The sequence below is a fragment of the Gardnerella rara genome (assembly GCF_055452355.1).
The window spans coordinates 32,412-54,382 of the sequence record NZ_JBVBJP010000001.1 but is presented as its reverse complement, the minus strand read 5'-3'; the positions used below and the strand labels follow the sequence as shown (position 1 = coordinate 54,382).

Below are 21,971 nucleotides of genomic sequence, written 5' to 3'. Positions count from 1 at the left end.
ACGATATAATGAACGTAACGCGAGGGCCTCGCAGCTGCCGTCTACGTCAGATTGTTAGTCGAGGGGATCCCTCGCAATTTTCGGGTAAGCGGCAAAAAAGTGTGTCTATTAGTCGGCGTGTCTTGAGTGAAATATCGCTTTATTGCAGTAAGTGGAATGTGCTATATAGTTTATAAATGTTTGAAGTGATAATAAAACGTACGCCTGCAATCCACTCGTTAAATATGCTCTAAACTCTCGTGATCATGAGTGTTAAAGAGTTTTATACATATGATGTTAACGATGGAAATATAGTACGTCTAAAACGGTTGTATACGCCTGAATACGCGAGTACATGTTTATAAAAATGTCACGTAATACTAAATGTTAAGCTTTTTTAGCTTAACGACAGCAAGTTTCCCTTGGTATTTCAACGAAAACTCGGGTTTTTAGACACACTTTTTTGCCGCTTACCCAACACGGCTTTTATTTTCTTGCTAGTGTCCTTAGCATTCTTGTTCTTTAGTGCTTTTGTCAGTTTTTCTAGATCCATATTTAATCCTCCTTTTCTAGAAGGCTTACCCCTTCTAAATCACAGACAAAAGAAAAGGCCGACTTTTTAACCTGTCTTAAAAGTTTTTTAACCTTTTACTTGTTAGCCATGGCGGAGGGTGTAATCTGACGGTTTTAGAAAAAATTTGATAATAAAAATCTCCTAAGCATTCATTAGGCATTTTCCTTGAATGAATAGCAAAGGAGACTTTTTAATCTGGTATATTCTGGTGCAATTAGTTATTTATATCGTTGATATACTCACAGAATCGTGATAATATTTAACTATTAAAATAAGGAAGGAACTATGGCTGTTAGCTATAAAAAACTATTACATCACATGATTGAAGAAGATATTTCAAATCAGGACTTAATGAGAATGAGCAATATTTCCGCAAACATCATTACAAAACTGCGCACGGGACAATATATATCACTAGAAAAAGTGGAAGGCATCTGCACAGCTTTACACTGCACACCCAACGATATTTTGGAATTTACAGCGGAGGATGAAAAGTAATGGCGAATAATTCAAGTTTAAGCGATGCTAGAAACGCTAAAAATGATGAGTTTTATACCCAATATAGTGATATAGAAGCAGAAATGAATGCCTATATTGAATATAATCCTGAGGTATTCAAAGATAAAACGATTCTTCTCCCCTGTGATGATCCAGAATGGTCAAACTTCACTAAATATTTTGCATCAAATTTCACAAGGCTTGGTATAAAAAAGCTTATTTCAACTTCTTATGCACAAGGAGCAGCAAATAAACAGCCTACATTATTTGAACTCGAGTCGCCTTTGTATAATCCACAGCAACATGATACGCACGGTAAACTTTTTACTCTAACTCGTGATACAGATGGCAATGGAACAGTTGATACTGACGACATTGAATTTACCGGATATCTTAAAGGTGATGGCGATTTTAGAAGTAGTGAAGTAAAGAAGCTTCGTGATGAGGCGGATATTATTATTACAAATCCACCTTTTTCACTTTTTAGAGAATTTTTAGCATGGATTTTGGAAGCAGATAAACAGTTTGTAATTTTAGGCAATATGAATGCAATAACATACAAAGAAGTATTTCCTTATTTACAGGACAATGCTATATGGCTTGGATATAAATCATTAAATCAAGACATGTACTTCAATGTAACAGACGACTATAAAAACTGGCTTACTCATAACAAGAAGGAAGGATCTGCTTACAAGATAGTAAATGGAATTGTTATGGGTAGATTAGCTTCTGCATGTTGGTTTACCAATATTGATCACGGAAAGCGTCACGAGAACTTGATACTTGACACAATGGAGCATAATCTTAAATTCAACAAAAAATTGCAAAAAAAGCTTGAAAAAGACTATGGCAAACTCGAGTACCCTCATTACGACAATTATGATGCGATTGAAGTTCCGTTTACAGAATGTATTCCATCAGATTATGACGGTGTGATGGGTGTTCCTATTACGTTTATGGACAAATATAACCCAGATCAGTTCGATATCGTAGCGTTTAGAAAAGGTGAAGACGGCAAAGACCTAGTCTTCACGAGAGAGAGAGAGAGTACAACCGTACTTTCGAATCCTTGTACAACGTCGATTCCAGGGATGATAAAGAACGCAGAAGGAAAGATAAATGGGCATCCTACTTACGCGAGAATAACAATCATCCACAAAAGACACCTGTAGAAATTATTTTTCCTCTAGCGACAAATTTACAAAATGGACTTATAAATGACTGCACTGTTGGCGGAAAGAAAACCTACGTCAGAATGCTAATAAAGAAAAATAAAAACAGAGGTAACCAATTATGAAAACAACACTCGTAACTGATTGGACAGTTGGAGATATTTGCAAAGGTTTTATCTACGATAAAAATGAGGAAAAGGGTCTATTCGGTTTAGACGGGAAACTCATAATTCAACCTGAATACCAAAGAAACTATATCTACGGTGACGGTAAGAAAGATGTTGCTGTTGTTGATTCTCTGCTCAAAGGTTATCCGCTTGGTTTAATTTACTTTGTGAAGAATAATGACGGCATGTATGAAGTGCTAGATGGGCAACAGCGTATTACATCATTCGCACGTTTTGTTAATCAATCGTGGCAGTTTGCTGTTGAACGTGATGGCAAACCAAAATATTTCAACAGCCTTGCCAAAGATGAGCAAGATTTAATTAGTAATACAAGGCTTACCATTTATGTGTGCGAAGGAACGCCTTCAGAAATTGAAGCATGGTTTGAAACTATTAACATTGCTGGAGTTCCACTTGTAAAACAGGAACTAAGAAATGCAGCTTATCATGGTAGTTTTGTAACGCTTGCTAAGGAAGAATTTTCTAATACTTCTAATTCTAAGATGAATATGTGGCAAACGTATGTGAAAGGCGATCCTAAACGTCAAGCAATTCTTGAAACAGCTCTCGACTGGGTGAGTGATGGAAACATCGACGATTATATGGCTCAACATAGAAACGATGCAGATATTAAACAGTTGAAAAACCACTTTGATACTGTAATAGATTGGATAGATTCAATATTTGACTATACAGGAAATGAAATGTGCGGCCAAGAATGGGGCAGGCTGTACTCTACGTATCATAAAAATGCCTATAGTAAAGCACAGATTGCAGAACGAGTATCTGCACTTATGGAAGATTCTCAAGTTCAAAATAAACGTGGTGTTATCGAGTATGTACTTGGCGGTGAATCTAACAAAACTCTTCTTAACATACGAGTATTTGACGAGAAAATAAAAAAGCAAGTGTATGCTCGTCAAACGGAAGTTGCTAAAGAAAAAGATATATCGAATTGTCCGCTTTGTGCTTTGGGTAGCGACAACAATTCCAAACGTATCTATAAATTGAGCGAGATGGACGCGGACCATGTAACAGCTTGGAGTAAAGGCGGTGCGACAGACGAGTCAAATTGCCAAATGCTTTGTAAAACGCATAATAGAGCTAAAGGCAATAAGTAAAATTATATTTCGGTCACAATGTAAAGCGGTATAAAACGCGTTACAGCCTTTTTGCGATGTTCCTGTTGTTAAAAAATGCAGGTATACTACTATTCTATCAATCCACGTGAAAATCGCTGGCATAACAAAAATGACCACCTCAATACGCATATATTTACACATAGAAAGGAGTGAATAACGCAATGGATGATACGAATCATGACAGCAACAAAAGTGAAATTATATTAGCTCAATGGCGAACATGCGTAGAAATGGCAAATTCTGTTAGCCAGAGACGTGATTCGATGAATAATATTTTTATAACACTAAATTTAGCTATTCTTGCGACAATATCAATAGCGTGGAATGTTAAGTCTATATTTCTCTTAGCGTAAGGGATTGTTTTCTGTTGTGTATCGCCTCTCACCTTAACTGCACTGATGTGTTTCTTAACAATATGTAGTAGTTCATCATTCATTGCAATAGAACCTTTACTCCCGCTACTATATATTGCTCAGTGTTTGAAATATAGCAAGTCCCATTTTAATAATTTTTAGGCAAAATGTCTTAAGTAAGGTGGCTTGGCAAATACCACTGTAATTACAAAAAACAAGGAAAGCCTACTTCATGCAATATGCACTAAGTAGGCTTTCTTATGTTCCCGCTTAAAGGCTTTCAGTCGGTTTTCTTTTAATCCCTTGCTGAACACCCCTTGTGTGTTAGAATTTCTATAATCCTGCGCTATCGCTTGATATCTCATAGGCAGTGGTCAAATTGGTGTAATATTAATATAGAAGCGCGTCGCTTATTTTATCTACTTAATATGTGTTATATGTATGTTGCAATCTTCATTATATAACCTTCAATCTTTCCAAAAGCAGCTATAAAGGTTTCAAATTTAAGTCGAACATGTAAATAAAAGATAATCCAACTGCAATATTCTTAAAATCAACATTTCCGAGCATAAACATCTGGGTGCAAAGTGGCGAATCGATTTGCAAAGCGCTTTGACTGAGCTTGAAATTGCATAACGCATTTCAAGCTCCTTCAAAGCGTGATTTGGCTCAAATGTAAAGTCCAGTGGACTTTACATGCCAGATCAGCCGAATGGCTACTAATAGCCGTGAGGAATAATATAATTCGCGAATGCACTTCGATTCGCTGAGCTTGCTCAAAGTTGAAAGCACAGTGTGCTTTCAACGCAAGCGAAGTACGTTAACATCCTGTGCACTCAACCCTACACCGTCGACATGTTTCCTCAAACAGCAAAATCACGCTCAAAAACCGCGAGAAGTAAGCTTAAAGCCACTTCGCATTAAATCTTTTAACGATAACCTTCACTACTTACGCAAAACCGCGAATCACCCAGGCCAATCTCTAGCAGACTTGTATGATCCAATGTGCATGCCTACAGATTTGCGCAAAGCGCATGACGAGCTAGACAAAATAGTAGATGTTGCTTTTGACGCTACAAAGCCTTGCACTAATAATGACGAGCGCCTAGAAATTCTCTTCAAATCCTATATTCACATGACTAAGGAATGAATTTAAGTTAAACAAACCGCATAAAGCCCAAATGTTTTATACTATTTTTGCCGCTTACCCTAACGACACGCCGACTAATAGACACACTTTTTTTCCGCTTACCCCCGCTTACCCCACATTTTGGGAAATAACACTAATAACCCCGTAAAAAAAAAAGAAGAACCCGACGCATCAGATTCTTCCAGGTTTAGTCCGAAGACGTCCACCGCAATTCAACTACAATGCTATCATACTAGCAAAATTATGCAACGATTTTTTACTTTTTTATAAAATCCTTAAGTAATTTCATATTAGACTTATGCTGAGTTCCAAGTATCTTACTACATATGTTCACAGGTAGCTTTTTTCTCAAACGTTCTGTTTCACTATCATACTGTTCAACAAAACCCTCGCGCATTTTCTCAGACGCGCCCATTTTACTAAGAAAATAAGTAATAGCAGCAACATAAGCATCCATGTATTTAAAATCAATATTATTAATGCTCATTTCAGTTTCAAGAAGTACTGATAATCTACTATCTACTTTTCCAGTTTTAAATCGAGTATCAAAAATAACATTGTTATGAGCTATAGCATTCCTCAAATCCTTAATAGCATAAATAAGAGATTTTGTAATCATGCCATCTGAATCTAAATTGGTCGGCAAACTCATAATATTTGAAACATATTTTTTGACCTTAATGTTCGCACACTCATACAACATTCCAAATTCACCTAAAGTCAAAGTCTCGAATATTGCCCATACTGGTATAGATTTATCGTTATTAAAAAAATGCGCAACAACGCTTCTTTTAGTATAATCTCTTATTAGTGCTGAATTTATTCTGCCCTTAAGATTCATTCTTCTAATATAAGCATTTTTATATGCACTAGAACCTGATTTATATGATTTGTAAGCTGTTAACGACTTATTGTAAATATCATCGAAATTTTCAGACTTACAATCATTCAATAACGCTTCTATCACGTAGCTTTTTAACGCATTTTCAATGAACATAACAGCAGGATATAAAATAGTTTTTAATCTCATATCAAAATCATTTAACGCAACAACCTCATCGAAAGAAGCGAACATGATTCGATTAGCATCTTCACGCACAAATCTGTATCCCTTAAATCCATGATAATAACCAATATTACGCAAAGATTGCAATTGTGATTTTGGATCAATATCAATGTGATGCGTATTCTTTAAGTATTCCATCAGCTGATAAATTGTTAGCATAAATCCCCTCCTTACTGCAATATTAGTATCATACATCAATAGGTTGGTTTTAACGCAAGCGAAGCACGTTAACATCCTGTGCACTCGACCCTAGAACGTCGACATCTTCCCTCATACAACAAAATCACACCCAAAAACCGCGAGACACAGCCTAAAGCCGCTTACCCCAGGATTTGCATAAAAAAAAAAACGCGGTGAAAATCACCGCGCCACCTGTGCGCCAGACAGGATTCGAACCTGCAACCTTCTGATCCGTAGTCAGATGCTCTAATCCGTTGGGCTACTGGCGCATGTTCTCCAAAAACTTGGAACTTTAACTTTCCGTTGTTTTTGGCAACTTGACTAATATACAACCATCTTTACAAAAATACAAACCCTGGCGTGTCGTCAGCGCCAGGGTTTGAATCTAAAACATAAGAATCTAAAACATAAGAATCTAAAAAGTAAAATCCTTAAGACCTATGTTCAAGAACCTCATCTACCATACCGTATTCTTTAGCTTGAGGAGCGGTAAGAATAGTGTCTACCTCAATATCTTTACGAATTCGCTCAACACTTTGGCCAGTGTGCTTTGCAAGAGTGGCCTCTAACCATTCGCGCAAACGCAACATTTCTTTAGCTTGAAGCTCTATCTCTGTGGCCTTGCCAAAATCCTGACCCATTGCAGGCTGATGAATAAGCACACGAGCATTTGGCAAAATCATGCGCTTACCAGCAGCACCAGCAGCAAGTAAAATCGCAGCAGCCGAAGCAGCTTGACCCAAGCACACCGTTTGAACATCTGGCTTAATGTATTGCATGGTATCGTAAATGGCCGTCATAGCCGTCATAGAGCCGCCAGGAGAGTTAATGTACATCATTACATCTCTGTTTGGATCCATGCTTTCTAGAACCAAAAGCTGAGCCATAATGTCATCCGCAGAAGTGTCATCTACCTGAACACCCATAAAAATAATGCGGTCTTCAAAAAGCTTAGTGTATGGATCTTGAGTTTTCATACCGTATGGCGTTTGCTCACCAAATTGTGGCAAAACGTAACGATTCGTAAACACACCACTGGTCTGACCAAATCCACCCAAACGCTTAGCGCGAGCAACAAACTTTGCTTCTTCACTTGCCATTAAAATCACTCCTCCCCACGCATAGAAGCTGGAGTGGTAACAATCTTATCTACAAAGCCATACTCCAAAGCCTGCTGAGCGGTAAACCAATGATCGTACTCGTTGTCTCTGTAAATCTCTTCAACAGTATGACCAGTCTGCTGAGCCGTGAGTTCAGCGAGAGTTTTCTTCATGTCCATAATAAGCTCGGCATTAATACGAACATCGGTAGCAGTGCCACCAACTCCGCCAGAAGGCTGATGCATTAGCACGCGAGCGTGAGACGTAATAAAACGCTTACCAGGGGTACCAGAACTCAGCAAGAACTGACCCATAGAAGCGGCCATGCCAACAGCAATCGTAGCCACATCTGGCTCAATAAGCTGCATAGTGTCGTAAATGGCCATTCCAGCGGTAATAGAACCACCTGGCGAATTAATATAAAGCCAAATATCTTTCTTAGGGTCTTGCGCAGCTAGCATAAGCATCTGAGCGCAAATAATATTGGCATTTTCATCCTTGACTTCAGAGCCAAGCCAAATAATACGATCTTTTAAGAGTTGATTAAAAATCGAATCCGTTGGATTTTGTGGCTCCCCTTCTTGCATAACGGGAGAAGCCGTAAACAGCTCAGTCACCTTATCTCCTTACAAATATTTGAATATATCTAGACTATCGTGTGCGCGTGACCGCAGAACAAGAATGCAAAGTAAAACGCTCAACGAAATTAGACACGCAATTAGACACGCAATTAGACACAATCACCGCCAATAGCATAAGACAAAGTAACGCAAACGGTGCGTTTACTAATTCCGCAACTAAAAGCCACGCCATAATCGGAGCTTTTCTAGAAGACGCAAGTAAAGAAGCAGCGCCAATAATAGATACAGAAATTGCGGAAACTTGCGAAATATCAAAAACTTGCAAAAAACCAGACGTTGAAAAAATAGAGTATAAAATCACACCAAAGCAAGCACCAGTTGAAATACTAGGCTGCAACACTCCTCCAGAGGCACCGTAACGTAAAACAAGCACAGTCATAAGCATTTTTATTAGCGCAAGAAGTAACAAAATAGTCACAATATGCGAATTTTCTGCCAGATACGGAAAGGTAGATACAGAAAAAGCAAGTTGAGAAAGCGACCTACCGTTTCCCAAAATATGCGGAAACCAACAAGCTGAAACACCAATAACTAAGCCAGCTACAGGCATAAAACACAGCATTTGTATGCCACGCAAAGCATGAGTTCTACACCAAATAATTCCCAAGCGAAAAACGTAACCAACTAAGCCACACACTGCACCAACAACAACAGCTAAAACACAGATTTGCCAAGAAATCACGCAAGAAAATTGCGAAATATTGTAGTATCTAGAATGATGCAATAAAAATTCAACAACAAACGCAGCAACATAATTCATAACAAGAGCAAAAGGCAAGCAATGCAAACGCTCCGAGCGCGCAATATTTTTAAGTGCATTAACTATTACAGAGCCATTTTCGCGATTTAGCCACGCATAAAAACCAAAACCTTGAGTTTTACTAAGCAAACCTAAAGAAAGCACGGTACCAGCTAAAGGCGCGTGGTACACTGCAGCCAAGCCAGCACCTGCAGCAGAGGCAACAAGTATGCGCTGAGTTTTAGCAGACACATTAAAAATACTGCTGCAACGCTGAGCAATCATTGCAGCTAATTCTCTAGGAGCTACTTCCCTGCCGATTGAAATTCCAGAACCAACAATGCCGATTTGTAACAAAACATGTGCAATAGTAGAAAAAATTGGCATTTTACTTCCGCTAACAGCTTGCGAAATAGTAACGATTCGAGGGGGATTCTTTCTTCTTCGCAACAAATACCAAGATATTGCAGCAATAGTCATTGCAATTGTGCCAGGTAGCACGTATCGATACCAAGGAAGCCCTAAAAATACAGTATTTTTAGCAGATTCAATTGAGCCAAAAGCAAGGTATTGTACAGCGTAAAAAATAAGCGTAAGAACTGTTGCTCCTAAGCCAACAAGAACGCCAAGAACAACAGAAGACGCAGCAAAACGCGCTAGTCGAATAGCAAAACTAAATAATTTGCCAGATTTGACAAATCTGCTAAATCTGCCAAATCTGCCACAAGCTTCATGCTCAGTTTTAGCACTACTATCATCCATAACGTCTCGCAATTCTTATATAAGTAAGACCCGGCAGAAAAAATTCCGCCAGGTCTTAAATAACAAGATTATTAGAAGATTCTAATTTAGAAGACTCTAACTACTTTTCAGCAGAAAGCTCATCGGCAACAGCTGCAGCAGCAGAAGCAGCCTTAACGCTTTCATCTTCTGGCTCTTCATCTTCCGACAAGAAAGCACTCAAATCAAGAGCTTCTCCGCCAGCAACGAACTTTACAGCACGCATGCCAGCAAGCAAGCCCTTAGAGCGAGCAACTTCTTGAACAGCAGAACCAAGCTGACCATTGCGAACAATAGCGTTAATAAACTGGCTTGGATCCATGCCGTACTGCTGAGCAACGGAAACCAAGAAGTTGGTAACGTCTGCTTGAGAAACAGAAACATCGAGGCTTTCTGCCAAAGCGTCGAGAACCATTTGGTCACGAAGCTCCTTTTCTGCAGCCTTTTCAGCCTCTTCCTTTTGCTTCTTAGTGGCCTTTTCTGGGTCTGGAGTCATGCCCTTAAGGTGCTCAGCAACAGCCTTATCTTTAACACCCTTTGGCACAGGAATTTCAACTTCTTCTTGAATCTTAGCAATAAAAGCATCGCGAGCAAGAGTTGCCTGACGACCTTCATTTGCCTGCTCCAAAGACTTACGAACGTCTTCCTTAAGCTCCTTTAGAGTGTCGAACTCAGATGCTTCCTTAGCAAACTCATCGTCAAGCTTTGGCAATTCCTGAGCCTTAACGGAGTTAACCTTTACCTTAACCTGAGCCTTCTTGCCCTGGTTCTTTCCAGCTTCGAGAGTGCCTTCAAAAGTGGTTTCTTCTCCAGCGGAAAGACCTTCCAAAGCCTCATCCAAACCATCAAGCATAGTGTTGGAGCCAAGCTCGTAGCTTACGCCATTTTGCGAATCGGCAACTTCGTCGTTAATCTTAGCTTCCAAATCGATGTTTGCAAAATCACCCTTCTTAGCTGGGCGATCAACACCAACAAGAGTGCCAAAACGTGCGCGCAAAGCCTCAAGACGAGCCTTAACATCGCTGTCTTTAACTTCTGGCTTCTCTACTTCGATTTCTACACCCTTGAACTTGTTAAGCTTAAACTCTGGGCGACGCTCAACAGTTGCGACAAACTTAAGCTTAACTTCGTCTTTAGCAGATTCTGGAACTTCCTGAACATCAAATTCTGGCTGATCCATTGGGCGAATCTTCTTTTCTTCCAAAGCCTTAGAATAAAGCTCTGGAACAGCAGAATTTACAGCTTCACCGGCAACAGCTCCGAAGCCAACTCGCTGTTCTACAATCTTGCCTGGTACGTGTCCCTTACGGAAACCTGGCACGTTGATTTGCTTTGCAATCTCTTTACGAGCCTCATCCAAAAATGGCTCAAAATCTTCGAGATCTGCGGTAATGGTGAGCTTAACCTTAGTTGGCTCAAGATTCCTGACGCTGATTTTCACGCTTGCGCTCCTGAAATTACGTTTTCTAGCTTCTGCCATATGGCACAACCGTTACATAATAGCGCGAGTTACGGACTCAGCAATTAAATCGCTTTGCCACGTTCTTGCTCCCTGCTCTACAAGAAACTCCTTAACGTCAATATGCTCAATATTGTCTTGCCAACAAAGATTGCGAATAATTTGCGGTTTAATAATGATTTCCGTAGGCGTATGTGTATCTTCTGCAATCTTAATTAAAGACTGTTTTACATTTTGTAAGAGCTCATATCTTTTGGGATGATGCTCACGCCAATACTTCATAGATCGTGGAGCTGCTTGCGATTCTTGTGCATCGCCAAAATCGCCAGTATCGCCAGAATCGCTGTAATTGCCATATTTACTACTTGAATCATCAAGCTTAGAAACAATAGCAACTTCCCCGCTTTTAGCACGACTAATAGCGTCTTCTATAACAACTTTCCACACATTTGACTTGATTTTGCGCTGAATCGGAGCATAACGTTCAAACATCTTGTCTTGTTCGCCGCCCGTGTGAATTCTAACTCGTTCGTTAAGAATGCGAATAGAGCGAAACTCCCTAGAATTACTTGGTTTTCGCTTGCCTGCTTCAATAATCGCAGAATCCGAAAGCAATAAAGTTGGCGCAATATCGTATTGACAAGCAAGCTCATCTCGTTTTTGCCAAAGCTCTTTTGCAATCATTAAACCGATTTTATCGTGCATAAGAACGCTTATATGAGATATTCTAAGCCAAGGATTTGGGTGAGGAGCCTTCTTTTGCGCACCTTTACTTAATAAGTGGGCAAACTCTTGATTTGCCCATAAAAGCTTGCCTTGCTTTTTTAGCTCGCTGCTCATTACTTCTTCTAGCTCGATTAGCAATTCAACGTCTAAAGCCGCGTAATTTCGCCAATCTCTAGGAAGTGGGCGATAAGACCAATCCGCTGCAGAATGTTCTTTTGCAAGAGTCAACCCCAAATAATATTCAGTTACAGAGCTTAAGCCAAAGCGCTTTCTACCAAGCAATTTAGCTGCGATTTCTGTATCAAATAAAGCACGCGGACGCAAACCAATATCGAAAAATCCTGGCAAATCTTGCATAGAATCGTGAATAATCCAAGGCGCATCCCCTACTGCCTCATTAAATTCATGCCAATCAACGCCAAGTTTTCCTAGCGCTATTGGGTCCAGCAATCCAATTCCTGCACCTTTGCGCTTAAACTGAATCAGCCAATCTTCGTGACCATACCTAAAACCAGATGCGCGCTCTGCGTCTGCAGCCAAAGGCCCCGACCCTGCTGCTAATAAATTACAATATTCTTTATATGCTTCAAGCGTATCAATGACTTCTGGAACTCCTTCTCTAGGCTCTTTTAAAAGCTTTGGTTCCTTATTCAAGAACGCCTCCCGATTGTACGCTTTAGCCAAATTCTTACGCTTTTTGCATCTTACTTTGCAATTTTTTGCAAAATATCTGTAAAACATTCTATAGAATATTGCGCAAGATATATTTAAGCCGTGTTAAAAGATTATGCATCTTGTAACACGGCTTCAACTTTCGCACACAACTACGACTAATCAAAAATAAGTAATCAATTAAATAATCAATCAAATAATCAATCTGTTTTATTGTTTGATTCTTATTGAGTTATGCGCTTAACAAGCCTAGTTTTAAGGAATCTAGTAAGAGTAAATGCAACTGCCGAAACTAAAACTGTTGGAATAACGTAGCCAACATGTAAACCTAAATCCGAGAACTTGGATATTGAAAAAGTAACAAGTTCTATAACAAAAGTTATCGCAATAGATATTATTGGCACTTCAATAAGAAGTTTCTCATCAAACGATGCAACAATATTTATTGGCAACAAAATTATTGGCAAAATAACGAAAATAGTAAGCGCTGTAGCAAAACCAAACTGATCGTTACACCGCACAAAAATAGCTAACGCTAATGTAAAAGCTAATGCAATCCAACAACCTATTCTGCGCTTCATTGCGTATCCTTTCTCTAAAAAGGTTATTTGTATAATTATACAAAATCCTTTAAAAAAAAAACAATACAATACGCAAAAATTGCCTAAAACGCATCGAGGTTCAGTCTAGTACACAACAAAACCGTGGTCTTTAAACTGGTTTACAACTCGCTCTTTAAGCGCCCTAGAAGGTCCTTTTTGATTCTCAAGAGGGTACGGAATCCTAAGCTCATGCCACTTTGGACGGCCTAGTTGATGGAATCCAAGCACGTCGATATGCTCGACAGCATCTCCAAACGAATCGCAAATCTCAGCAACTTTTTCAACATTTTCTTCGCTGTCGGTCAAACCTGGAACGAGCACAAAACGCACCCAAATCTTCTTACCAGCTTTCGCCAATCGCTGACCAAAGTCAATAGTTGGCTGAAGCAAGCCACCAGTTACTTTTTTATACGTTTCTTCAGTTCCGGATTTAACGTCAAGAAGGCAAAGATCAATGTCGTCAATCATTTCGTCCGTATAATTGCGATTCAAAAAGCCCGAAGTATCTAAGCAAGTATGCACGCCCATCTCTTTTGCTGCACGAAAAACCCTAGATACAAAAGCTGGTTGCATCATGGATTCGCCGCCAGAAAATGTGATTCCGCCGCCTGTTGCCTTAAAAAGACTTTGATAACGGTCTACTTTTTTAATCATTGCATCTAAGTAGACTGGCTTGCCGTCGCGCATTTTCCAAGTATCAGGATTTTGGCAATACTGACAGCGAAGCGGGCAACCGCTCATAAACACAGTCATGCGAGTGCCAGGGCCATCAACAGAAGTGTTAATATCCCACGAATGCACAAATCCAATATCGCCAGTTTTAAGAGCAACTAAGCGATCTTTTCTGTCTAATCCAATTGGAGATTCAAAACCAGAAAGACCACCCATTAAAGTTTGTCGGGCATACTCTTTTGACTCCTTTAACATGTGCTGAGTCGTAGTGCGAAATGCTGTGTTTTCAGCCATCATATGCCCCCTATAACCGTCTTTGGTATACCTTTTAAGTCTATTTTATTTTAAAAGCCGCCAGGAGCAAAACCATTCTCACTCCCGGCGGCATTCGCAATCAATCAGAATCAGTCAGTAACTGAACCCTGGTGGAATGTACGAGAAATAACGTCGAGCTGCTGCTCCTTAGTGAGCTTTACAAAGTTCACTGCGTAGCCAGAAACACGAACCGTAAGATGTGGGTACTTTTCTGGGTGCTCAACAGCGTCTTCAAGCTGTTCCTTGCGCAAAACGTTGATGTTTGCGTGGTACAAGCCGTGGCCGTTGCCAGCGTCCAAAATACCAACAAGGTTGTTAACGCGCTCGTCTTCGTCTCTACCCAAACCATCTGGAGTAATGGTGTTGGTCAAAGAAATACCATCGAGAGCATCGTCATAGTCAATCTTGCCAACGGAGAACATGGATGGAAGCATGCCGTGAGAATCCATACCATTTTCTGGGTTTGCACCTGGAGCGTAAGGAGTGCCCTTCTTGTGGCCAGATGGGAAGGAACCAGTGTTCTTGCCGTACTCAACGTTAGAAGTAATAGTCAAGATGGACTGAGTTGGAACAGCATTACGATATACAGGCAAACGCTTTACCTGACCCATAACAGTGCTTACAACCCACTTTGCCAAGTCATCAGCACGATCGTCATCGTTACCGTAGATTGGGAACTCGCCAACCGTCTTGTAACCAACGATTAAGTCGTCGTCTGCGCCTTCGATGTACTCGTACTCGTGGCCTTCTGTATTCTTAGCATCCTTGTTGTAGATTGGGTAAACCTTTGCATACTTTAGAGCAGCCAAGGAATCTGCAGCAATAGACAAGCCAGACATACCGCAACCGAGTGTACGATAGACTTCCCTATCGTGCAAAGCCATCTCAATGGACTCGTACGCATACTTATCGTGCATGTAGTGGATGATGTTCAAAGCCTCAATGTAGGTTTCGGAAAGCCATTCCAAAGCCTTCTCGTAGTTGGCCTTAACCTTCTCGTAGTCAAGAGTTCCATCAGCTTCTGGCTTGATTGGGTCAATAACACCCTTATCAATAACCTGCATGCCAGTCATTTCGTCGCGGCCACCGTTAATCGCGTAGAGCAAAGCCTTTGCGGAGTTAACGCGTGCAGCAAAGAACTGCATTTGCTTACCAACACGCATTGGGGAAACGCAGCAAGCAATAGCAGCGTCATCGCCCCAGTGCTCACGAATATCTTTATCGGACTCGTACTGAATTGCAGAAGTGTCGATAGAGATTCGTGCGCAGAAACGCTTGTAGGCTTCTGGAAGCTTTGGATCCCAGAAAATAGTGATGTTTGGCTCTGGACCTGGCCCAAGATGCTCAAGGGTCAAAGTGTTGAGCAAACGGAACGAAGTCTTAGTAACAAAGGTACGGCCATCATCGCTGAAGCCTGCATCGGACCAAGTTGCCCAGTATGGATCTCCGGAGAAGATTGCGTCGTAATCCTTAGTACGCAAGAAGCGCACAATACGAAGCTTCATAACCAAAGCATCAATAATTTCCTGAGCGTCGGTTTCGTTGATTAATCCAGCCTTCAAATCGCGCTCAAAGTAGCAATCGAAGAATGCGGAAACACGGCCGAAGCTCATTGCAGCGCCATCCTGGCTCTTAACAGAAGCAAGATAGCCCATGTAAGTCCACTGAACAGCTTCCTTAGCAGTTTGAGCTGGGCGGCTCAAATCCAAGCCGTACTCGTTACCCAAGTTAATAAGCTGCTTCAAAGCCTTGATTTGCTCATCGTGCTCTTCGCGGAAGCGAATCCAATGCTCAATCTCGGTCTCGGTAAAGTCGTTGCGGTATGGAATAGAATCCTTATCGCGCTTCTTAAACTCAATAAGCATGTTAACGCCGTAAAGAGCCACACGACGATAATCACCGATAATACGACCACGGCCATAAGCGTCTGGCAAACCAGTCAAAATCTTGTTGTGGCGAGCAATCTTAATATTCTTGGTGTAAACACCAAACACGCCATCGTTATGAGTCTTGCGATAAACGGTGAAAATCTTCTTGATTTCTGGGTCAACTTCCTTGCCAGCTTCCTTAATGGCCTGCTCAACCATTCGCCAACCGCCGTTTGGCATCATAGCGCGCTTGCAAGGTTCGTCGGTTTGCAAACCAACGATTACGTTATCTACTTCTGGGCTTTCAATGTAGCCTGCTGGCATTGCATCAATGCCTGCTGGAATATGGGTTTCAACGTCGTATACGCGGCGCTCACGCTCGACTGCCAAGTAGTTGTCGTCGAGGTACTTCCACATATGCTTCGTTTTTTCGGTGGCGTTTGCCAAGAACGTCTCGTCGCCCTCGTATGGGGTGTAATTCTTTAGGATAAAGTCACGAACGTCAATATCTTTTTCCCAATTGCCGCTTGTAAATCCATCCCACGCTTTTGCACGAAGATCCTCTTCGCTGAGAACGGATGCATCCACTGATGCCATATTTGACTCCTTTCGTATCCACGACGCTTCTTCACGTCGCCTTCTCTACTATGTTAGAGCAATGTTTAAACAGTACACGTCGATTTTTGGCATTTTTAACGTGAGTTACCTCACATTTTACTGTTTTTTAGCTTATTTTTAATAAAAAATGCTAGTTTGAATCCTCAAACTAGCACATATATAACGCGTAGAAAGTCAACGGCTGCTTGCGACTTTTATTGAGCCCACTAATCCGCTCCCAGCCTTCGCCTATTCCTTCCGTCTACTCCCTAAACGCCGTTGTTACTGGTATTCGCCTATCCCTACCAAACGCAATCGCACTAACTTTTGGCCCTAACGGATACTGCCTACGCTTCCATTCCGCGCGGTCTACAAGCCCAATAACAGTATCAACCGTGCGCTCATCAAAACCATCTGCAAGCAAATCCGCTCGCCCGTGAGCAAGCTCAATATGAGCCGCTAGCACTTTATCTAACAAGTCGTATTCTGGCAAAGAATCCGAGTCTTTTTGCCCAGGCCTAAGCTCTGCGCTAGGAGGCTTAACAATAGAGTTTACAGGTATAAGAATGCCATCTTTTGGAGCATTTTCTTTAGGATTATTGTCTTTAGGAAAATCTTCACTCCCGGCAATATGCAACATTCCAAGACCTACTCCATTTTTAGCAGCGCGATTACGCCATCTAGAAAGCGCCCAAACGCGAGTCTTAAACAAATCTTTAATAGGCGCATACCCACCTACCGCATCTCCATAAATAGTAGAGTAACCGCATGCAAGCTCCGACTTATTGCCAGTAGCTAACGCCAGCAAACCTTTTGAATTGGAGTACGCCATAACAATCACGCCTCTAACGCGTGCCTGCAAATTTTCGGCAGCAACGCCTTGTAAATCAAGCTGATTCTGGAACGACTTAAAAAGCGGCTCAATAGGCTGAATATCGTAATGCGCACCAAGGCGATTAGCTAAATCGCAAGCATCGTCTTTTGAACCAAGCGAAGAATACATGCTTGGCATTGAAACGCCCCAAACGTTTTGCCCTCCGCAAGCATCCGCCGCCATAGTTGCAACTAGCGCAGAGTCGATTCCGCCAGAAAGCCCTAAGCAAACACCCTTAAAGCCATTTTTGCGCATGTAGTCCCTTAATCCTAAAACGCATGCGCAATAAACTTCTTCGTCTGGGTCTAATTTTTGAGCAATCGTTGAGCATTTTTGCGTTTTTAAAGACGTATCAAAATCAACAAAACTTAAGTCTTGGTCAAACATTTTAGAACGCTCAATCAAAGACCCGTCTGCGTTTACTACAAAACTGCCGCCATCAAAAACAAGATCGTCTTGAGCACCAACCTGATTTACGTAAACAAGCGGAGCATTAACCTCTTTAGCTCGCTTTTGCGCAAGTTTTAAGCGAATATCTGTTTTACCTTCTTCGTATGGAGAACCGTTGATTGTTACTAAAACATCAATCCCCTCTTTAGCAAGACGCGCAACTGGGCCGCCATCTTGCCAAATATCTTCGCAAATGGCAAATCCTAATTTTGCACCTTTAACGTTTAGAATTCCGCAATCATTTCCAGAAGAAAAGATTCTAAATTCGTCAAAAACGCCATAATTTGGCAAGAAATGCTTGTCGTAAACAAGCGCCACTTTGCCATTGTTAATAACAAGCAGGCGATTCCTTGGCTTTCCAGACTCGCTATCTACTCCAACTGTTCCAACAACAACAAATAAATCGCCCAAACCGCTATCTTCCAAGCTTTTTGCAAGACTATAAACGGCATTATTAGCTGCTTTTCTAAAAGTTGCACGCAAAGCAAGATCTTCGATTGGGTACCCAGTTAGTGTCATCTCTGGAAACACAACAATATCCGCATTTCCCTTACGTGCGTCTTTGCAAAATCGCAATATTTCATCCGTATTTTTGCTTATGTTTCCAACGCAAGTGTCAATTTGAGCTAAAGCTAAACGCAAAGAAGTCATGGTTTTATTATAGGCCATGTTGCATAAGCCATATCACTTTAATGCGTCTAAAACAGAAAGATTGCAAAACGCCACGCCAAAATAATAGAAAAAACAAAAAATCAAGCTCTAAATGCAAAAAATAATTCTTGACTATCTGCTTGATTTAATTAGTCTTAGTAACTCGTCATAAATTATACAAATAGAAAATAGGTAGCGAAGCTGCTACAAAATCGCATATATTGATATTCCGTTGCTACAAAACAGCGCGATTAACAAAAACATTAAAGGACAAGGGGAAAAATATGAAAATCACAAAAAAGAACACAAAGGCCATTGCAGCTCTTACCGCGCTAACTGCGATTTTAGGATTGTCGCTAAGCGCATGCGGATCTTCGGCGAATGGTGCAACTCAAGACAATAAAGTGATTAAAGTTGCTGCTTCCCCAACTCCTCACAGCGATATTTTAAACAAAGTTGTTAAGCCAATTTTGCAAAAGCAGGGTTATAAGTTGGTTGTTAAGGAATTTACCGACTACGTTCAGCCAAATACTGCTGTAGAAGAAGGCGAAGTTGACGCAAACTACCATCAGCATTTGCCATACTTAGATAACTTTAATAAGGAAAGAGGAACTCATATTATTTCCATTGCTGGAATCCACTTTGAGCCATTTGGACTTTACCCAGGGAAAACCAAGAGCATTAAGGACTTAAAAGATGGCGCAACAGTTGCAATTCCTAGCGACCCAACCAACGAAGCTCGCGCTCTTCTTCTTTTGCAAGACGCAGGACTTCTTAAGCTAAAGAATCCAAAGGATGTTAACTCAACCAAGAAGGATATTATTTCTAATCCAAAGAATTTAAAGTTTAAGGAATTAGATGCATCTTTGGTTCCAACAGTCGTTAAAGACGTTGATTTAGCTGCCCTAAACGGAAACTACGCTATTCAAGCTGGATTTAACCCAACTAAAGATCCTCTTACAAGCGAAAAGGTTGGAGGCGTTGCTGCTAAAACATACGAAAACATTATTGCTGTTAAGAAGGGTTCCGAAAAGCTTGCTAAAATCAAGGCTCTTGTAAAAGCGCTAAAAACAAGCAAGGTTCGTGACTTTATAAAGAACAACTATAATGGCGCTGTTTTGCCAGTATTCTAAAGTAATTACAGCGTTTAATCACAAATAAAGAGACATGTGCCTCTAAAAAGCTAGAGGCACGTGCCTCATATTTGTTTAAAAATTCGTTTTAAAATCGGTGGAAAAATGATTCAGATTGAGCATCTTTACAAAACTTATTCAAGCGGCAAAATTAAGCACGAAGCACTTAAAGACATTAATTTGACTATTGAGTCGGGAGAAGTCTTTGGAATCTTAGGTTCTTCGGGAGCTGGAAAATCTTCGCTAGTTCGCTGCATAAATCTTCTAGAAAGACCTACAAGCGGAAGAGTTGTAATAGACGGAAAAGATATTACAGACGCTAAAAATCACGATTTATCTGATATTAGATCGAATATTGGCATGATTTTTCAAAACTTTAGTCTTTTCCAACAGCGAACAGTTTTGCAAAATGTGACTTTTCCTTTGGAACTAAACCACACGAATAAAAACGAACGAGAAGAGCGAGCAAAGTATTTGCTTGACTTAGTTGGCTTAAAAGATTTGGCAAACCGCTACCCTATTCAGCTTTCTGGCGGCCAGCAGCAGAGAGTTGCCATTGCGCGCGCGCTTGCTAACAATCCTTCGATTATGCTTTGCGACGAGGCCACAAGCGCCTTGGATTCAACAACTACCGCGCAAATACTTGACTTGCTTAGAAGAATTAACCGAGATCTTAACGTTACATTGGTTATTATTACTCACTCTCTTGCAGTGGCACGCAATATTTGCGATAGAGTTGCCATGATTGACGGCGGAAACATAGTAGAAATCGGCGACACCACAACGCTTTTTAAAAATCCGCAAAGCAATATTTTAAAAACACTTATTGCAAACGAACACGTTGAAAATCATAGAAACAACAAAGATAACAGCAATAGCGAAAACAGCAACAGCGAAAACAGTGAGGTGAAATAAGATGCTAGAAAATATTTCACAATTTATAGACGAGTACGGCGAACTACTTATTGAAGGCACAAAAGACACAATTGTTATGACTTCAATATCTACACTATTTGCCTACGTAATTGGACTTCCATTAGGAGTTCTTCTTATAACAAGCGCAAAGCAAGGAATTTGCCACAACGCATTGATTAACACTGTTTTAAGCAGCATTGTAAATGTTGTTCGTTCTATTCCATTTATAATCTTGCTTGTTGCCATAATCCCACTTACAAGGCTTATTGTTGGAACATCTTTAGGCGTTCCAGGAGCTATTGTTCCGCTGGTTATAACCGCTGCCCCGTTTGTAGCGCGAATTGTTGAACAATCTTTAGCAGAAGTTGACGGAAGTCTTATAGAAGCTGCACAAAGCTTTGGAGCAAGCAACACTCAAATTGTATTTAAAGTGCTACTTTTTGAAAGCTTACCTTCGCTAATTCGCGGAGCAGCATTAACGTTTATTACGCTTTTTGGATTCTCTGCAATGGCTGGAGCCGTTGGCGCAGGCGGTCTTGGAGATATTGCAATTCGCTACGGATATCAGCGTTATCAATACGACGTTATGAGCGCAGCAGTAATTTTGTGCATTATTCTTGTGCAATTAGTGCAAAGCATTGGTGATTTAATTTCTAACAAAATCAACCATCATGAGCGCTAAAGCACACACAAAATGGCTACACGTTTTTAAAAATCACCTTTTAATGTAAAATATTAGATGTCACAACATTTGCGGGGGTGCTTTCTATTTTTAGAAGGCTGAGATAAGTACATCGCTTTACCCTTAGAACCTGTTAGTTAATACAACGTAGGGAGCATAGCATGACAGCAGATTACACATATGCATTAATGCATAAACAGTTTAATCTTGGCGCATGCTTTGCTAGCGATTTTACAGCGAAAAAAATTATCTTATTACAAAATGTTGCTTACTTTACTAATCTTTGCATAAAAGAGAATCTTTGCTTATCTGTAGAAAAAATGCATTTGGGGATGCATAATAATCGCGTTAAAAATAGTGCGATTGAACACAAAAAAGCTTGTTATCATGCTGGTTTTGCTATGCGTAATCAACCTATGCATAATCAACATGGTATGGATAGAGATAACATTGCAGGCAAAACTCATTTTGAGCTTGGCTACTTGGGTAAGTTTATATCAAGCTTAAATCCAAATGCAAATATCACTTTCCATTGCAAAATCTTACAAAATTGGGTTTTAAAACAACTTGTTTTGCAAGATTTTTGCAGCAAGATCAACAAGTTTAATTCAATTAACCTAATTAACTTGTTGAAAAGAAGCCCGCAGCAAGACTATTGCCGAGGGTTGAAAGAGATAAGTAGAAGTTTCAGTATATTGGTTAAACGCTTTATAAAAACATTAAATGGATTTTGGCCTATAAAATCCTATGCTTTTATATAGCGCACAAGGCGAGTCGCAAGTAACACACTTTACTTCGGCTCGCCTTGACT

The 21,971-nt window shown here is 40.4% G+C and carries 18 protein-coding genes, 1 tRNA gene and 1 pseudogene; 9 read left to right on the top strand and 11 right to left on the bottom strand.

The features are described from left to right. Positions 1-838: 838 nt before the first annotated feature. From ACZ0NX_RS00240 to ACZ0NX_RS00220, 5 genes and pseudogenes are all read left to right on the top strand, one after another. Entirely contained in the window at positions 839-1,051 is a 213-nt protein-coding gene (locus ACZ0NX_RS00240) for a helix-turn-helix domain-containing protein (RefSeq protein WP_464404859.1), read from the top strand. Further along, positions 1,051-2,226, top strand: coding sequence for an adenine-specific methyltransferase EcoRI family protein (locus ACZ0NX_RS00235; RefSeq protein ID WP_464404857.1), 1,176 nt, complete (start codon positions 1,051-1,053; stop codon positions 2,224-2,226). Before ACZ0NX_RS00240 ends, ACZ0NX_RS00235 begins: the two co-directional genes overlap by 1 nt. Before the next feature lie 121 nt (positions 2,227-2,347). Next, positions 2,348-3,514 (top strand): HNH endonuclease family protein, encoded by a 1,167-nt coding sequence (locus tag ACZ0NX_RS00230; protein ID WP_464404855.1) that lies wholly within the window; start codon positions 2,348-2,350, stop codon positions 3,512-3,514. Positions 3,515-3,696: 182 nt separating this feature from the next. Continuing rightward, complete coding sequence (locus ACZ0NX_RS00225; protein WP_464404853.1) at positions 3,697-3,888, top strand: RipA family octameric membrane protein; 192 nt, start codon at positions 3,697-3,699, stop codon at positions 3,886-3,888. Positions 3,889-4,837: 949 nt separating this feature from the next. Then, positions 4,838-5,038 (top strand): annotated as a pseudogene (locus tag ACZ0NX_RS00220) (type IIL restriction-modification enzyme MmeI); the annotation flags it as partial. Positions 5,039-5,294: 256 nt separating this feature from the next. Here the strand turns inward: ACZ0NX_RS00220 and ACZ0NX_RS00215 are convergent. The 11 genes from ACZ0NX_RS00215 to ACZ0NX_RS00165 form a co-directional block, all read right to left on the bottom strand. Next, entirely contained in the window at positions 5,295-6,263 is a 969-nt protein-coding gene (locus tag ACZ0NX_RS00215; protein ID WP_464404852.1) for an Abi family protein, read from the bottom strand. A gap of 216 nt (positions 6,264-6,479) precedes the next feature. Continuing rightward, positions 6,480-6,553 (bottom strand) — tRNA-Arg (locus ACZ0NX_RS00210). 162 nt (positions 6,554-6,715) lie between these two features. Then, positions 6,716-7,384 carry an ATP-dependent Clp protease proteolytic subunit gene (locus ACZ0NX_RS00205; RefSeq protein ID WP_115794217.1) on the bottom strand — a complete coding sequence of 223 codons (669 nt, stop codon included), beginning with the start codon at positions 7,382-7,384 and terminating at the stop codon, positions 6,716-6,718. A gap of 5 nt (positions 7,385-7,389) precedes the next feature. Next, positions 7,390-8,001: an ATP-dependent Clp protease proteolytic subunit gene (locus ACZ0NX_RS00200; RefSeq protein ID WP_032816729.1), complete on the bottom strand. Its 612-nt coding sequence runs from the start codon at positions 7,999-8,001 to the stop codon at positions 7,390-7,392. 34 nt (positions 8,002-8,035) lie between these two features. Continuing rightward, positions 8,036-9,526 carry a chloride channel protein gene (locus ACZ0NX_RS00195; RefSeq protein ID WP_464404850.1) on the bottom strand — a complete coding sequence of 497 codons (1,491 nt, stop codon included), beginning with the start codon at positions 9,524-9,526 and terminating at the stop codon, positions 8,036-8,038. Between the two features lie 100 nt (positions 9,527-9,626). Then, complete coding sequence (gene tig / locus ACZ0NX_RS00190) at positions 9,627-10,985, bottom strand: trigger factor (protein WP_060786432.1); 1,359 nt, start codon at positions 10,983-10,985, stop codon at positions 9,627-9,629. A gap of 51 nt (positions 10,986-11,036) precedes the next feature. Then, entirely contained in the window at positions 11,037-12,383 is a 1,347-nt protein-coding gene (locus ACZ0NX_RS00185; RefSeq protein ID WP_464404847.1) for an HRDC domain-containing protein, read from the bottom strand. A 242-nt stretch (positions 12,384-12,625) separates the two neighbouring features. Continuing rightward, entirely contained in the window at positions 12,626-12,982 is a 357-nt protein-coding gene (locus ACZ0NX_RS00180) for a hypothetical protein (protein WP_415688729.1), read from the bottom strand. Positions 12,983-13,087: 105 nt separating this feature from the next. Next, a complete protein-coding gene (gene pflA / locus ACZ0NX_RS00175) occupies positions 13,088-13,969 on the bottom strand; it encodes a pyruvate formate-lyase-activating protein (protein ID WP_016635604.1) in 882 nt (293 codons plus the stop codon). Between the two features lie 110 nt (positions 13,970-14,079). Further along, entirely contained in the window at positions 14,080-16,455 is a 2,376-nt protein-coding gene (gene pflB / locus ACZ0NX_RS00170) for a formate C-acetyltransferase (protein ID WP_060786406.1), read from the bottom strand. A gap of 262 nt (positions 16,456-16,717) precedes the next feature. Further along, a complete protein-coding gene (locus ACZ0NX_RS00165) occupies positions 16,718-18,430 on the bottom strand; it encodes an NAD+ synthase (protein WP_415695566.1) in 1,713 nt (570 codons plus the stop codon). A 284-nt stretch (positions 18,431-18,714) separates the two neighbouring features. Between ACZ0NX_RS00165 and ACZ0NX_RS00160 the strand changes: the two genes are divergently transcribed. The 4 genes from ACZ0NX_RS00160 to ACZ0NX_RS00145 all read left to right on the top strand — a co-directional run bounded on the left by ACZ0NX_RS00160 (position 18,715) and on the right by ACZ0NX_RS00145 (position 21,921). Beyond that, positions 18,715-19,563, top strand: coding sequence for a MetQ/NlpA family ABC transporter substrate-binding protein (locus ACZ0NX_RS00160; RefSeq protein ID WP_464404845.1), 849 nt, complete (start codon positions 18,715-18,717; stop codon positions 19,561-19,563). 105 nt (positions 19,564-19,668) lie between these two features. After that, positions 19,669-20,478, top strand: a complete 810-nt coding sequence (locus ACZ0NX_RS00155; RefSeq protein ID WP_464404843.1) for a methionine ABC transporter ATP-binding protein — start codon at positions 19,669-19,671, stop codon at positions 20,476-20,478. A 1-nt stretch (position 20,479) separates the two neighbouring features. Beyond that, a complete protein-coding gene (locus ACZ0NX_RS00150; RefSeq protein WP_060786402.1) occupies positions 20,480-21,160 on the top strand; it encodes a methionine ABC transporter permease in 681 nt (226 codons plus the stop codon). A 161-nt stretch (positions 21,161-21,321) separates the two neighbouring features. Next, on the top strand, positions 21,322-21,921 hold the full coding sequence (locus tag ACZ0NX_RS00145) for a hypothetical protein (protein ID WP_464404841.1): 600 nt from the start codon (positions 21,322-21,324) through the stop codon (positions 21,919-21,921). Positions 21,922-21,971 lie beyond the last annotated feature (50 nt).